The following is a 15,256-nucleotide window of genomic DNA, read 5'->3' as shown; positions in this document are numbered from 1 at the left end:
CCGACATGCTCACCCTTCTGAACCGTCGCACACTGATTGCCGGATCGCTCGCACTGGGTGTCGGCACCCTCGCACTGCCGCGCATCGCGCTCGCGCAGGCGAGCGGCACGCGCAACCTGCTGTTCGTGCTACTGCGCGGCGCGGCGGACGGGATGGCGATGCTCGCCCCCGTTGGCGATCCCGGTTTCGAGGCCCTGCGCGGCGCGACGCTGGCCGATTACGAGAACACGCCGCGCATCAGTAGCTTCTTCGCGCTCCACCCCGCCTTTGTCGAGATCGGCAAGGCCACGCAGGCGGGCGAGGCACTGTTCATCCACGCCGCGGCCACCGCTTACCGCGAACGCTCGCATTTTGACGGGCAGAACCTGCTGGAAACTGGCGGAACCGCGCCTTACGCCAGCAAGGATGGCTGGCTCAACCGGCTGGTCGGCCTGCTCGCCGAAAGCCCTCGCGGCGAGGTGCCGCGTGCGCTTGCCCTTGCACAGCAGGTGCCGTTGGCGCTGCGCGGCGAAGCGCCGGTGTCGAGCTACGCGCCTTCTGCCCTGCCCGATCCCAGCGCCGATTTCATGGCTCGCGTGGCGGCGCTCTATGAAGGCGATGCGGAGCTTGCCGGGCTGTGGTCGCGCGCGCTCGAAACCCGGGCGATGGCGGGGAACGACAAGCGCAACTCCTTGCGCGATGCCGGCGCCAACGGCGCGCTGGTCGCCTCGCTGATGCAGGGGCCGCAAGGGGCGCGGATCGCGATGGTCGAGTTGGGCGGCTGGGACACCCACGCCAACCAGCGCGGGGCCTTCGCGCGCTCGGCCCGGCAGCTCGACGCGCTGCTTGCCGCCTATAAGGCGGGCATGGGCGAGCAATGGGCGCAAACGTTGGTGCTGGTGGCGACCGAGTTCGGCCGCACGGCAAAGCTCAACGGCACCAATGGCACCGATCACGGCACGGGCGGCGCGGCGCTGGTGCTGGGCGGCGGCGTGCGCGGTGGGCGGGTGCTTGCCGACTGGCCCGGCCTTGCCGAAAGCCGGCTTTACGAAGGCCGCGATCTGGCGCCCACCATGGCGCTGGAGAGCGTCTTGGCAGGCGCCGTGGCCGAGCATTTCGGGCTCGATCCGGCGGCAACCCTCGCGCGGCTGTTCCCCGGCCGGAAGGGCAAGCCGCTATCCGGGTTCATGCGCGCCTAGAACGAACACTCCGCTTCGCCGGCGCGCTCGTCACGGGCGATTTCGCTGATCTCGATCGTGAATTTGCCCTTGGAAGCGAAGGTCAGCGCGTCGCCGACTTTGCCGAGGCAGTTGCTGGAGAGCACCATCTCGCGCCAGCCCTTGCCCGCAGCGACGGCGAGATGCCGGGTGACGTCGAAGGCAACACCCTCGGCGCTCACCGTCACTGCCGCCTTGGGCCGCTCGGCAATCTGATAGGTGATCCGCCAGCCTGCGCCGCTCTCCGGCCCGGTCAACGTCAGCTTTGCGCCCGGGGCAAAGGCGATGCGGCGCGCATCTTCCTGGGCCTTGCGGTCGATGCCGGTGGCGGTGATGCCGTTGCCCACCCCCCGCAGGTCAGGCAGTACGGCATTGTCGGCGACCGCCTGGACCGTGTTGCCGAGCCGGCCGGATGCGAACCATGTCGCACCGTGATCGCCGGTGAGCGCGGTGCAGGTTTCATCGAGCAAACCCGGCCCGCCCGCCTCGCCCAGGTCAAGCCCATAGCCGAGCGGAAACAAGGCCCCGTCAGGGCCGTTCACCGGGGTGCCCTCGCACTGCGCCGGCCAGCTGAACGACAGGCGCCCGGTTGCAGGGCGTGCGCCGAACAGCACATCGGCCACGCCTGCCCCCTCGCTGCCCGGCAGCCAGGCGGCGACAAAGGCATCGGCGGCGTTGATTTCGCGGTTTATCCATAGGGGACGACCGGACAGGAACACCGCCACGGTCGGAATGCCGCGCGCGCGATAGGCTTTGAGCAGGTTCAGCCCTTCCTCGTCGCGGAAGGCGAGATCCTTGCGATCACCGACGAACTCGGCGTAGGGTTTTTCGCCGAAGACGACGATCGCGACATCAGGCTTGCCGCTGCTGCTGCCCTCGGGAACCAGCACCGCCTCGCCGCCCGCTGCCCTGGCGGCAGCCGCGATGCCCTGCCAGATCGAGGTCGCACCGGGGAAATCGGCCGCTCTCAGCTCGCCCCCGCCCTGCCACGTGACCGACCAGCCTCCGGCCTGCTGCGGAATGTTGTCGGCGGCCATTCCCGCCACCTCGATCCGCGCCCCTGCCTTCAGGGGCAGCACGCCGCTGTTCTTGAGGATCACCTGCGACTTGGCCACCGCCTCGCGGGCGATGGCCCGATGTTCGGGCGAGCCGAGCAAGTCCCAGCGCCCGCCAAGACTGCGCGCCGAAGGCCTGACCTCGCCGTCGAAAAGCCCGAGCGCCTGCTTGAACCGCAGCACCCGCAAGACCGCCTCGTCGAGCCGGCGCATGGGGATCGTGCCATTCTTGACCTGCTTGACGAGGGTGCGATGCAGCGCCTTCCAATCCTCGGGCACCATGTAGACATCAAGCCCGGCCAGCAGCGCCTGGGGGCAGTCTGCGTTGGTGCAGCCGTCGACCTGTCCGTGACCGTTCCAGTCGCCGACCACCAACCCGCCAAAGCCCAGACGCCCGCGGAGTTCACCGGTCAGCAGCGGCTTGTTGCCGTGCATCTTGACGCCGTTGATCGAATTGAAGCTCGCCATCACGCTGGCCACGCCCGCGCCGATCGCCGCCGGATAGGGCGCAGCGTGGATCGCCATCAGCGCGGCTAGATCGCCCTCGACATCGCCCTGGTCAACGCCCTGCGCGGTCCCGCCATCGCCGAAGAAGTGCTTGGCGGTAGCGGCGACCTTGCCCTTGCCGAGGAAGCCCGGCTCGCCCGGTCGGCCCTGCAGGCCCTCGATCATTGCCGCGCCGAGGCGGCTGACCAATGCCGGGTCTTCCGAATAGCTTTCATAGGTGCGGCCCCAGCGATCATCGCGTGCGACCGCGATGGTGGGGGCAAAAGTCCAGTCGAGGCCGGTCACCTCGATCTCAACCGCCGTGGCCGCACCGATGCGACGGATGAGATCGGCGTCGCCGGTTGCACCGAGCGCGATATTGTGCGGAAACACGGTCGCGCCGATGACGTTGGCGTGGCCGTGCACCGCGTCGGTTGCCCAAACGGCGGGGATGGCAGGCTCACCCTTGGGCAGCGGTGCGGTCGAGGCTTCCCAGAATTCGTCGGCCAGCCTGAGCCAATCGGTCGCAGGTGCCTTGTCATTGCCATAGGGGCCTGAATTGCCGCCGTTCAGGACCGTGCCGAAGCGGTAGCGTTTCATATCTCTGGCGGTGATCGAGCCGATATCGGGCATGATGATCTGTGCGACCTTGCGCTCGAGGCTCATCGCCGCGAGCAGCTGCTCGGCGCTCCGCGGCGAAGCCTCAGCCGGGACTGTCGCCAGCCCTCCGGTCGAATGCACCGGTGCACTGGTGGAACACCCCGCCAGCAGCGCAACCAGGCCTGCGCCTGCAGCAAGCTGTCCGAAAATCCTGCGCGTCACCAGACGAGTCCCTCCCAAGACCATCAATCTTCTGGCCTGATGCATGTTGAGAACGTTATCAAGATACTACAAACCCCGCCCGGTTTTGCAAGCGCGAAGCGTTCAGACCGAAGGGGTTTTCGGGGACTGCGACAAAGTCGCGAGCAGGGCCGCACTCACCATGGCCAACACGGCGAAAAGCACGAACAGCGCGGCAAAGCCGAGCTGGGGAACTAGCAGCACCGTCAGCCAGGGCATCACCATGGCCGGCAGGGTGTTGGTAAGGTTGAACAGTCCAAGATCGCGCCCGCGGTGCTCGGGTGCGGGGAGCACGCGCAGTGTCTGACCGGCATGAAGCGAGAGGAAGATGGCGGCAGCCATCGCAAACAGCACATAGCCCGCAATCGCCTGAGGCAGGCCGCTCGCCGTCGCCATAACCAGCATACCGCCCGCACATAGCAGCGCGCATGCGGCCAGCGGCAGCAGCGGCCTTTGGTGGCGATCGGACCAGCGCCCTAGCACCAGCGACAGCGGCACCGCGCCGACCAGCACGAGGCTGAAGATATTGGCGGCGGAATGCTCGGGAAAGTCAGGTGCGAGCGAACGCAGCCAAAAGAGCAGGAATGCGAACATGCCGCCCTCGGCCACCTGCACCAGGAATCGCGCGGCCCACATCCGCTTGACCGGATGCGCCGCGAACCGAACCGCATCCGGCGCAGCAGCCGCGCGCGACACCATCAGCCCCGGCCGCTTGCGCCCGCCGCCCAGCAGCACCGCAGGCAGCACCAGCACCGTCACCAGCCCGGCGACGAAGGGCAGCCGCGCATCATTCGGGAACAGCCCTTCGATCGTCACCAGCGAGCCGGCCAGCGCGCCCAGCGCCGGCGACAGCGCCAGCGCGCCGCCCAGCACGCCCTTCTGGCTATCGGGAAAACAGTCCCCCGCCCAGGCCATGAGCGGGGCCAGCATCAGGTTGAGCCCGATCTGCCACAGCATCACCAGCAGCACGACTTGCGAAACCGAATCGGCCTTGCCGATCTGGAGCAGGCAGACGTTCGAGGCCGCCAGCCCCGCCACGATCCACACCCGGCGGCGGCGCGTGGCATCGCTCAGCATCCCCGCCGCGATATTGGCCAAGCTCGCCGTGACCGCCCCAAGGAACGTTGCCTGCGCCAATGCGCTGATGTCCGCGCGGCCCTGAAGCGCGGCGATGCGTTCGGGCAGCAGCACCGTCAGCAGCGGGACGAAGGCGACCGCCCCGCCCGCCGAAGCAAGCGCGAACAGCAGCAAGAACCAGCCCGGCTGGCGGTCCGGCGCAGCCTCGGGCCGTTCCGGCGAGGTCAAGCCATCCCCGGTGCGGGCGCGGTGGAGGATCGCTCAACCAGCGTGGCGGCGACTTCGATCACCGGCGCGCCATCCACGACCGGCTCGCGCGCGATGAGCTGCTCGACCGCGCGACTGACGGTTTCGGCAATCGGCTGATCGACAGCGGTCAGGGGCGGATTGGTGAAGCGCACGATCGGCGTGTTGTCGAAGGAGATCAGCGACAAATCGCGCGGCACGTTGAGCCCGCGATCGCGCGCCACTTCGAGCGTGGCGAGCGCCATCTGGTCGGAGGATGCGATGATCGCCGTGAGATCGGGAATGCGATCGAGCAGCGCGCGCGCCGCGCGGGTGCCGCTTTCGTAGCCGAAATCGCCCACTTCCAGCAGGCCTTCAAACGGCAGGCGATGCTCGGCCAGCGCGCGCTTCCAGCCCTCGACGCGCCAACCGGAAAGGCTGTATTGTGCAGGGCCAGCGATCATGGCGATGCGACGATGGCCGAGTTCGAGAAGGCGAGTGGTGGCCAGATGCGCCGCGCCTTCATCGCCCATCGTCAAGGCGATCCCCGGCCCCGGCGTCTTCGACCCGATCCGCGCGAAGGGAATGCCGCGCTCGGTCAACAAGCCGGTGATCAACGCGTTTTCCGAGTGCGGCGGGGTCAACACCACGCCGTCGGGCTGGAGCGCCGAAATCGCTGCGCCCAGCTCGCGCTCGACATGATCGGAATGGGTGTCGATCAGTTCCACCATCATGCGGTAACCGTGCTTCGAGCAGGTCAGGATCCCGCCCAGCAGCATCTGGTCGACCCAGTCGGTGCCACGCCGCTCGCGCCAATCGGCCAGCGTGCGCTCACGATCATTGATGGCAAGAATGATGTAGGAGCGCGATCCGCTCATGCGCTGGGCGGCGAGGCTGGGGACATAGCCCAGCCGCTCGATCGAGGCGCGCACCTTGTCGCGCAGCGCCGGGCGCACGTTGGGGCCGCCGTTGACCACGCGGCTGACTGTCTGGAGCGAGACGCCCGCGTCTTGCGCGACGTCCCTTATCGTCACTGACTTGCGCCCCCGCGCCATGGCCTTTCGTCTTTCCGTCTCGGCTAGATCATGCAGGCCCGCCCCCGTATCGGGTCACGGACGCAGCGATAAACCCTGATCCAATCGATTGCGAATTGCGCGGGAAACGTCTTACCCGCAACCCCTTTTGCGTTGTTTTCTTCGGACAAACGCCCACCCACAGCGAGATTGGCCATGATGTAGAACGGCCGATCGAAGGGCGCGGCGGGATTGCCACGGGCGAGCGGCGAGGCGGTGCTCCATTGCTCCGCCGAAACCGTGAGATGGACCCGGTCATCGACGAGAAAACGGATCAGTCCCTCGCCCCATTCGACCGCATAGACGTGGAAGTCGTCGGACGGCAGGGCAAGGTCCGGCAGCGCGGTGCGGCTGTCGACGACGCGGTTCTTGGGCGGGAAGTCCCCGAAATGCAGCGCGCTGAGGGTGCGGTTCTCGCCCCTCCCGCCCGCGCACAGCTTGCACTTGGCGCCGATATTGACCGCTTCGAGAATGTCGATCTCGCCCGAACGCGGCCAGGCGCCGTAGAGGTCTTCGGCCGGCATCATCCACACCGCCGGCCAGGTGCCCTGCCCCGCCGGCACCTTGGCGCGCACCTCGAAGCGGCCATAGCGCCAGGCGTGCAGGCCGCGTGTGCGCACCTTGCCCGAGGTGTAGAATTGCAGGATGTGCGGATTGGGATTCTCGGCAATCTCGGGCGGGCGCGCGGGGCCGGTGAAGCGCTCCTTGCGAGCCTTGAGCAGCAGCAGCCCGCCTTCCACCGCGATGTTTTCGGGCCGGTCGGTGTAGCACTGGCGCTCGAAATTGCCGCCGCCCCAGCACGATTCCTCGGGCGTCCACTTGCTGCGATCAAGCACCGTGCCATCGAATTCGTCGGCCCATACCAGCTCCCAGCCTCTGCCTTCGCGCGGGGCAAGTGGCTGCGGCGCCGGCTCGCCGGCCGCTCCCCCGAATAGCAGCAGGGCCACCGTCAGCGTAAATGCCTTCAGCAGCCCTGCAATCTTCAAGGTCTTTCCCTCAATCAGAAGTCGAAGCGCGCAAGGAAGGTGAAGCGACGATCATTGCGGAACGCGGAACGCTGCACCCGTGTCCCATCGAAGTCGATCACCTGCGAGGTGCGGAACACCTCGTCAAGCAGGTTCACGCCCTGCACCCCGAGCTTGATGCCCTGCTTGAGCGTCACGAAAACCGAGGCGTCAAGCTGCCCGGTCTCCTCGCCCCAGATCGGCGAGAACGGGAAGATGTCGTCCCGCGGCGTGATGACGAAGGCCGAACGCCAATTGTAGGCCGCACGGGCCGATAGCCAGTCCTTTTCGTAGAACAGCACCGCATTGACGGTGTGCTTCGAAATCCCGGCCAGCGGCTGCAAGGCGGCGAAATCGCCCTGATTGTTGGCAAGGTCGGTGTTGCGGAAGTCGCTGCCGTCGACGTAGGTATAGGTCAACTGCGAGCCTAGGCCGCTGAGGAAGCCGGGGAGGAAATCGTAGGTCTGCTGGTAGGCAATCTCGATCCCCTTCATCGTGCCGTCCTGGCGGTTGTCGGGGCCGTTCACCTCGACATCGAGATCCAGCCCGCTGGGGCTGACGAAATTGACAAGATCGACACCGTTGTTGACGATCCCCTTGATATCCTTTGCGAAGGCCGAAAGCGTCAGCGAGCCGACCCGGTCAAAATACCATTCGATCGAAAGGTCGTAGTTCCAGGACTGGATCGGGCGCAGGTTGCGGTTGCCGGTGAACAGCTGGAACAGCGGCCCGGTTTCCAGCGTCCCATCAGCACGCAGGTCGGCCGTGTTGTCAGCGATCGCGCCACCCGAGCGGAAGGCAGCCAGATCAGGCCGCGAAATGCCCTTCGAGACTGCCGCGCGGAACAGCAGGCCGTTGCCGGTATCGAGCAAGGCGTTGAAGCTCGGCAACCAGTTGTCGAAAGTCACCGCCCGGTCGTCGAGCACGATCTCGCCGGTATGGGCCGCCGCAAACTCCGCGAGGCGCGCCGAGGACAGGCTGCAGAAGGCCGGACGCTGTTCAGGCGGCAATTGCTGCGCCCGACCGCAAGCGGCGGTCACTTCCGAAAGCTGGGCCACACCGTCGCCGTTGCCGCCCGAGGACGGATCGTCGAAGAAGAAGGGGTTGGGAAAGCCGATCAGGCCCGCGGCACGCACTTCGGTTTCGATGTAGCGCAGGCCGACGTTTCCGATCAGCTTCCAGCCATTGTCGAAATCCGTGCCGTAATCGACCCGGGCATAGGCGGCCTTGGTGGTTTCCGCGACATTGCTGATCTCGTTCTCGCAGAACGGGGTGCACTGGCTGCTCTGGCCTGTCACCGCATTGGTGAAACTGCGGTTGTTGACCCCGAAGAACGGATTGGGCGTCTGCGAGAAGATGTTGATCTCGCGCGCCTGCCGCGCCGATTCGCCGGAAAGATATTCCCGCAAGAAGTTGTCAGCGCCGAAGAAATGCGCCCCGCCCGGCAGCGGTGCCGGCGCATTGCCGCGCTGGAAGCCATTGTCGAAGGGCGAACGCAGGTTCGCGTAGTTGGGGAAGTCATCGACATAGGCACCGCCGCCGATCGCGAATTCCTGACCGGGCAGGCCGGTGAAGAAACGGCCCGGCTGGAACCCGCCCGTGGCGGCACAACCCGGGCCCGCATTCCACGGCGCACATCCCGCGCGACCCGCCCACGGCGCCGAAAGGTTGCCCCAAGTGCTGAAGTTGGTGTCGCGGGTGGTCTGGTCACGCTCCGACCAACGCGCACCAAACTTGACCTGTTTGAAGAAGCCATCCTCGGAAATGTCGTATTCCGCATCGAACCGCGCGGTGTCGAGCTGGCCTTCGTTGCGGGCGAGCGAATCGAGCAGGAACCAGTAATAGGTGTTGCGGCCCGAGGTGAAGTAGTCCGAAGGCGCGCCCGGAGGTGCAAGGAACTGCACCTGCGGAACATTGCCGCTCATGTCGAGATCGATGTTCGCCCAGGTCGCCATGGTGCCGATGATCGAATCCTGCCGCAGATCGGATTCAATGTGCTGGACTTCGAAATTGACGCGGAAGCGATCGGTCAGGCTCCAGTCGATGTCGAGCGAGAAATCCTGCGTCATCGCGCGGGTTTCGCGCTCGAAGCGCAGCAGCTCCAGCGGAATGCCGCCGCGTCCGAAAGGATTGGCATAGGCATCGCCGATGCGCTGGCTGAGGACGCCGCGCTGGAAGATGCCGTTCGAGTCGAACTCCCAGGTGCTGCCCGCCGCCGGGACAGGGAACAGCGCGTCATCATTGACCAATGCGATCGCCGCGTTCTCCTTGGTGAAGAAGCGGGTTTCTGCGCGCAGCCATTCGGCGGTGACGAGAAAGCTGCGATCGGGGCTTTCATACTGGATCGCGCCCGAGACTGCCTCGCGGTCGCGCTCAAGATCAGTGGTTCGCACGCCCGCGCCCTTAGGCACGACGACCGCGTCAGCCGGCGGGAAGTTGGTCTCGTCGAACTGCGGGGAGCCGCCGAAGCCACCGCTGCCGACCGGACGGACGCGAAGGCAACCGCCGGCAAGCGAGGCGGGACGATAGCAGGGGTCACCCACCTGCGAGGCATCGGTGCGGCTGATCAGCTCCGACTTGGCATAGCCGATCTGGAAGCCGAGCGTACCGGCGTCGGTTTCCCAGGTGTTCGAGGCAAGCACCGAAAAGCCGGGCGACCATTCCTCTGCCAGATCGCCGACATTGGTTTCGATCGTGCCGCCGATGTGGAAGCCGGGCCGATCGAGCGGCTTGCGGGTCACGAGGTTTACGGTGCCCGCAATGCCGCCCTCGATCATGTCGGCGGTGAGGTTCTTGAACACTTCGACCCGCCCCAATAGTTCGGGCGAAACCTCGTTGAAATTGAGAACGGTACCACCATTGGCCGAAAAGATGTCGCGGCCATTGAGTTCGGAACGCACGTAGTTGAGACCGCGGATGATCACGCCCGTTCCTTCGACCGAGAAGCGATCGGGATCCGACGGCTTCTCGAAACGGCCGATATTGATGCCAGGCACGCGCTGGAGCGCCTCGGCAACCGAACGATCGGGCAGCGCGCCGATGTCCTCGGCGGTGATCACGTCAACGACAGTATCGGCGTTGCGCTTGATCGCCTGCGCCGACGACAGCGAGGCGCGGAAGCCCGAGACCACGATCTCCGGCTGGCCGGGATCGGCCGCGACCTCTTCGTCGGCGGGCTCTTCCGCATCCTGCGCCAGAGCCGGCGCGGCAGTGGCGGCCGAAATGGCGATCGCCGATGCGGTGCCCAGAGCGATCAGCCGCCGACGCGGCGCAACGCTTGCGTATTTCATGATCTTTCAACTCTCCCCATGCCCCGTGACAGATTCGTGCCGGTCACTGGTGTTTGCAGAGCCATTCGTAGCGCATATTGTTAGCGTTCTCAAGACTTGTAATCTGCGCGCCATATTGCATTCTGGCAACACTTCGCGGGGCGGCAGAATCCCGGAAAATCGGCTCGAAGGGGCCTTGCAGGGATTGGGTAATTATGGCGATTCAACAGATAATCATCGTCGGCGGCGGCACGGCCGGGTGGATGGCTGCTGCCGCTCTGTCGCGCCTGAAGGCCGGAAGGCCGCTGGAAATCACGCTGATCGAATCCGAGGCGATCGGCACGGTGGGTGTGGGCGAGGCAACGATTCCACCCTTCGTCGGCTTCAACCGGCTGCTCGGCGTGGACGAACGCGAAATGCTCGCGGCGGTGGGCGGCACCTTCAAGCTCGGCATCCAGTTCGAGAACTGGGGAAAGCTGGGCGACAGCTACATCCATCCCTTCGGCGCCTATGGCTATTCCATGGGCGGGATCAGCTTTCATCACGTGTGGCACCGCATGGCGCAGGGCGGCGACAAGCGCCCCATCCAGGTGTTCAACCTCGAAACCATGGCCGCCTATTTCGGCAAGTTCGCCCGCACCGAAGACTACAAGCGGGACGATCTTCCTCCGGTCAATTACGCCTATCATTTGGATGCCGGACGCTATGCGGCTTATCTGCGTCGCTTTGCCGAGGCGCGCGGCGTGGTGCGACACGAAGGCCGGATCAGCGGTGCGGCGCTCGATGGCGAGACTGGTTTCGTCACCGGCGTCACGCTCGAAGATGGTCGGCAATTGGCAGGCGATCTGTTCGTCGACTGCTCGGGGTTCCGCGGGTTGCTGATCGAGCAGGCGCTCAAGACCGGCTACGACGACTGGAGCCACTATCTGCCCTGCAACCGCGCCGTCGCCCTGCCCTGCCTGCGCGAGGACGGCAGCCCGCCCCCGCCCTTCACCCGCGCCACCGCGCATACCGCCGGCTGGCAATGGCAGGTGCCGCTCCAGCACCGGAACGGCAACGGCCATGTCTATTGCTCAAGCTACATGGAAGACCAGCAGGCGCTCGACATCCTGCTCGGCAATATCGCCGGCAAACCGCAGGCCGAACCCAATTGGCTGCGCTTCGTGACGGGGCGCCGCCGGAAGTTCTGGAACAAGAACGTCATCGCGCTGGGCCTTGCAGCGGGCTTCATGGAGCCGCTGGAATCCACCTCGATCCACCTTATCAACACCGGGATCGACAAGCTGATCTCGCTGCTGTCATTGGACGGCGTCACGCAGGCGCAAGAGGATGCCTTCAACCGTCTGACGGGGCGCGAATATGCCCGCATCCGCGATTTCCTGATCCTCCACTACAACGCCACCCAACGCACAGATTCCGACTTCTGGAACTATGTGCGCACCATGGAGGTGCCCGACACGCTGACCGAGAAGATCGAGCTCTTCAAGGCCAACGGCCAGATCTTCCGCGAAGAGGACGAGCTGTTCACCGAAACCAGCTGGGCAGCGGTGATGATGGGGCAGGGGATCCGCATGGGCGGGCACAATGCCATGGCCGACGCGCTCGATCCGGCCCAAACGCGCAGGGAAGTGGACGAGATGGAGAAGTCGATCCGCTACCTCGTCCAGCACATGCCGGGCCACGGCGATTACCTGAAGCGCTATTGCCCCGCGCCCATGGCGGCGTGAGGCTTTCGCCTAGAGCACCAGCCCCGCCAGCGCCCGGCCCGATAACCAAGCGCCTTCCACGCGCGGGGAATGCAGCCAGTCGCCCGCGAGCCCGATCCCCCGTGCGGCGTCATGGCGCGCCCCCTCGCCCGCCAGCGCGGCGGGCAGGGCGTAGAGCCAGCGGTGCGCGTCGAGATGCGCCGGGGCGACCGGCGCGGCACCGGTGGCGGCGAAGAAATCGGCGAGCAGGGTTTCGGCCACGCGCTCCTTCGGGCAGTCGAGCAGCGCGCGGCTGCGCTGCGGGCTGGCGTGGATCACCCATGCCTCAGCACCTGCGCGGCCCGGCTTGGCCGAATTGCGCGCAGCCCAGCTGACCGGGCCGGTCTCGCTGCGAAAGGTATCAGCCAGCACGAGCGGTGCGGCAAAGACCGCCATCACCGCCCAGCACGGCGCAGAAGCGACGCCAGCCGCCAGTGCCGCAAGCTCCGGCGCGGGTTCGGCCAGCAACATCGCGGCCTGCTCAGCGGGCACGGCGACGAGCACCTGAGCGGCAGTGAAGCACGCCTTTCCGGCATCGACCCGCCAGAGCGCGCCATTGCGCACCAGTCGCTCGGCCCGCACGCCCCAACGCACGTCAAGCGCCTGCGCCATGGCGCGCAAGGGCGCGTTCATCCCCGGCACGCCGACCCACGCGTCCGGCCCTGCCGCAGGCCAGCGCGCAGCCACGCCAGCCGCCTCCCATCCGGCCACCGCCGCGCGGAAAGCGGGATCGCGCGCGGTGAAATATTGCGCGCCATGATCGAAGCTCACGGTTACCCCCGCCAGCTCGATCCGTCGCGCGGCCATCCTCCCGCCGGGACCACGGCCCTTGTCGAGCACGGTGACTGCGGCACCATTGCGGCTGAGTTCGCTGGCACAGGCAAGGCCCGCCATGCCACCGCCGATGACGAGAAAGTCGCTGAAATGTCCGTCCATCCCGCGCCAACGCATGGGAAGCCGGACAGTTTCAGGGCGCCGAGCGCGGCGGCTTTGCCTCGGCCAGCACCAGCGCAAAGCGGCCTTCGCTGTCGGTCCAGCGCGCGCATGGATCCCAACCTCCCGCCGCCAGCAGCATCTGGCCCGATCGCTTGGTGAACTTGTGGCTGTTCTCGGTATGGATTGTCTCGCCCGCCGTCATCGCGAAGCGCTGACCACTGACGGTGAAGCTCACATCGCGCTGGGCCACCAGATGCATCTCGATCCGAGCGAAGCGATCGTTCCAGCGCGCCTGATGGGCAAAGGCGGCAACCGGAATGTCGGCGTCGAGCTCGCGGTTGATGCGGTGCAGCAGGTTGAGATTGAAGCGCGCCGTTACGCCTGCGGCATCGTCATAGGCGGCAATCAGCGTTCTCTCGTCCTTCACCAGGTCCATGCCGATCAGCAGCAGCGCCCCTTCGCCCAGCGTCTCGCGCATCGAGCGCAGCAGATCGGTCGCGGTGCGGGCGATCATGTTGCCGATCGTCGATCCGGAAAAAAAGCCAAGCTTGGGCAGCCCTTCGACCTCGGCGGGCAGCTCCACCCGTCGCATGAAATCGGCCTCGACCGGATAGACCGGCAGGCCGGGGAACTTGGCCGCCAGTTCCGCCGCCGCCGCGCGCAGGAAATCGCCTGCAATATCGAGCGGGACATAGGCCGAAGGAGCTATCGCCGAAAGCAGCAGAGGGGTTTTGACCGAGGAACCAGAGCCGAACTCCACCACCACCCGCCCCGGTCCGATCAGCCGGGCGATATGCTCGGCCTGCCCGCGCAGGATCTCGGCCTCGGCGCGGGTGAGGTAATATTCGGGCAGCTGCGTGATGTCCTCGAACAGGCGCGATCCGGCATCGTCATAGAACCAGCGCGCCGGAATGGCCTTCTGCGGCTCGGCCAGCCCGGCGAGCACATCGGCGCGAAAGGCCAGATCGATCCCCCCGGCATCGCGCTCGACCAGCTTGAGCCCCTTGCCTGTCGTCATCTCACGCATCCTTGGCCAGCCTGAGGCCGGTGAACTGCCAGCGCTGGTGGGGGTAGAAGAAATTGCGGTAGGTGGCGCGGGAATGGCCGCGCACCGTGGCGCAGCTCGCGCCGCGCAGCACCACCTGCCCGCTCATGAACTTGCCGTTATATTCGCCCACCGCCCCCGCGGCGACCCGGAATCCGGGATAGGGCAAATAGGCCGAACGGGTGAACTGCCAGCCATCGCCGAACAGCCCGGCGCTGCCCTGCGGCATCGGGGGCGCGGCCCCATCGAGCTGCGTGCCCGCGGCTGGATCATGGCTCGCGGCGATCGCCTCCCATTCGAACTCGGTCGGCAGGCGCGCGCCGGCCCAGGTGGCAAAGGCATCGGCCTCGTAGAACGAGATGTGGGTGACGGGCGCATGGGGATCGCGCGATTGCCAGCCCTGATGGGTAAAATACCGGTCATCGCGCCAATAGAGCGGGGCGGTGATGCCCTCGCGCTGCACCCAGGCCCAGCCATCGGCAAGCCACAGGCGCGGATCGGCATAACCACCGTCGGCAATAAAGGCCTCCCACTCCGCATTGGACACCAGACGATCGGCGAGCGCGAAAGGTTCGAGCAGCACTCGGTGGCGCGGGCCCTCGTTGTCGAAGGCGAAACCGGCGCCGTCATGGCCAATCATTGCCATCCCGCCAGGGTGCTGGTGCCACGCGGGCGGGCCTGAGGCCGCTACGGCAGGCGGCGGCGCACCTTCCCACATCGCCGGTCCGAGCGGATTGCAGAACAAGGCATGTTTGATGTCGGTCAGCAGCAGTTCGATATGCTGCTGCTCGTGCGCAATGCCGAGCGAAATCATGGGCGCAAGCGCCGGATCATCGAGCAGCGGCGTCATCGCCTCGGTTACCGCCGCGCGCCATTCGAGCACCTCGACGAGGCTGGGCCGCGAGAGCAGCCCGCGCGCAGAGCGGGCAATACGTGGCCCTTCGGCCTCGTAATAGGAGTTGAACAGGAACGGCCAGTCGTCACGATGGAGACGGTAGCCCGGCAGATGGTCGCGCAGCAGGAAAGTTTCCCAGAACCACGTGGTGTGCGCCAGATGCCACTTGGCGGGGCTCGCGTCCGCCATCGACTGCACGCAAGCATCGGCATCGCTAAGCGGTGCCGCCAGCGCCTCGGTGAGCGCACGAGTGGCATGGAACCGGGCTGCAATATCGCCCCCGATCACGCTTTCGCTGGCACCGTGTCGCTCGCAGCGCGCCACACGCGTCTCCTTCCGCCTTGCGCCGGACAAATGTTTCATGCCCGCCTGCGGTTACACGCAAAAGACGCAAGGCCACGCGCAGGCTA

General features: G+C 66.3%; 10 protein-coding genes. 2 read left to right on the top strand and 8 right to left on the bottom strand.

The window, feature by feature from the left end; all coding sequences use genetic code 11:
• The first annotated feature begins 5 nt into the window (after positions 1–5).
• A complete protein-coding gene (locus BZF61_RS12435) occupies positions 6–1,178 on the top strand; it encodes a DUF1501 domain-containing protein (protein WP_211276774.1) in 1,173 nt (390 codons plus the stop codon).
• On the opposite strand, the gene BZF61_RS12430 is transcribed toward BZF61_RS12435, so the two are convergent.
• From BZF61_RS12430 to BZF61_RS12410, 5 genes are all read right to left on the bottom strand, one after another.
• Complete coding sequence (locus BZF61_RS12430) at positions 1,175–3,559, bottom strand: glycoside hydrolase family 3 protein (protein ID WP_245804620.1); 2,385 nt, start codon at positions 3,557–3,559, stop codon at positions 1,175–1,177. The genes BZF61_RS12435 and BZF61_RS12430 overlap by 4 nt on opposite strands.
• Positions 3,560–3,661: 102 nt before the next feature.
• Positions 3,662–4,882 carry an MFS transporter gene (locus BZF61_RS12425; protein ID WP_086619668.1) on the bottom strand — a complete coding sequence of 407 codons (1,221 nt, stop codon included), beginning with the start codon at positions 4,880–4,882 and terminating at the stop codon, positions 3,662–3,664.
• The gene (locus tag BZF61_RS12420) at positions 4,879–5,934 is read right to left on the bottom strand and encodes a LacI family DNA-binding transcriptional regulator (protein ID WP_086619666.1); all 1,056 of its coding nucleotides are present in this window, start codon (positions 5,932–5,934) and stop codon (positions 4,879–4,881) included. The genes BZF61_RS12425 and BZF61_RS12420 overlap by 4 nt, the downstream gene beginning before the upstream one ends.
• A 23-nt stretch (positions 5,935–5,957) precedes the next feature.
• Positions 5,958–6,938 (bottom strand): glycoside hydrolase family 16 protein, encoded by a 981-nt coding sequence (locus tag BZF61_RS12415; protein WP_086619664.1) that lies wholly within the window; start codon positions 6,936–6,938, stop codon positions 5,958–5,960.
• Between the two features lie 14 nt (positions 6,939–6,952).
• Positions 6,953–10,246: a TonB-dependent receptor gene (locus BZF61_RS12410; RefSeq protein WP_086619663.1), complete on the bottom strand. Its 3,294-nt coding sequence runs from the start codon at positions 10,244–10,246 to the stop codon at positions 6,953–6,955.
• Between the two features lie 194 nt (positions 10,247–10,440).
• Here BZF61_RS12410 and BZF61_RS12405 point away from each other — a divergent pair, with 194 nt between their 5' ends.
• Positions 10,441–11,952, top strand: coding sequence for a tryptophan halogenase family protein (locus BZF61_RS12405; RefSeq protein ID WP_086619661.1), 1,512 nt, complete (start codon positions 10,441–10,443; stop codon positions 11,950–11,952).
• Positions 11,953–11,961: 9 nt separating this feature from the next.
• On the opposite strand, the gene BZF61_RS12400 is transcribed toward BZF61_RS12405, so the two are convergent.
• From BZF61_RS12400 to egtB, 3 genes are read right to left on the bottom strand one after another with little or no spacing between them, the layout of a single operon-like run.
• A complete protein-coding gene (locus BZF61_RS12400) occupies positions 11,962–12,906 on the bottom strand; it encodes an NAD(P)/FAD-dependent oxidoreductase (protein ID WP_086619659.1) in 945 nt (314 codons plus the stop codon).
• Positions 12,907–12,937: 31 nt separating this feature from the next.
• Positions 12,938–13,924, bottom strand: a complete 987-nt coding sequence (gene egtD / locus BZF61_RS12395; RefSeq protein ID WP_086619658.1) for an L-histidine N(alpha)-methyltransferase — start codon at positions 13,922–13,924, stop codon at positions 12,938–12,940.
• Between the two features lies 1 nt (position 13,925).
• The gene (egtB, locus tag BZF61_RS12390; RefSeq protein ID WP_245804619.1) at positions 13,926–15,170 is read right to left on the bottom strand and encodes an ergothioneine biosynthesis protein EgtB; all 1,245 of its coding nucleotides are present in this window, start codon (positions 15,168–15,170) and stop codon (positions 13,926–13,928) included.
• Positions 15,171–15,256 lie beyond the last annotated feature (86 nt).

The organism is Erythrobacter tepidarius, assembly GCF_002155695.1.
GTDB lineage: Bacteria > Pseudomonadota > Alphaproteobacteria > Sphingomonadales > Sphingomonadaceae > Erythrobacter > Erythrobacter tepidarius.
The sequence above is the reverse complement of the archived record's forward strand: the minus strand, read 5'-3'. Positions and strand labels throughout refer to the sequence as shown.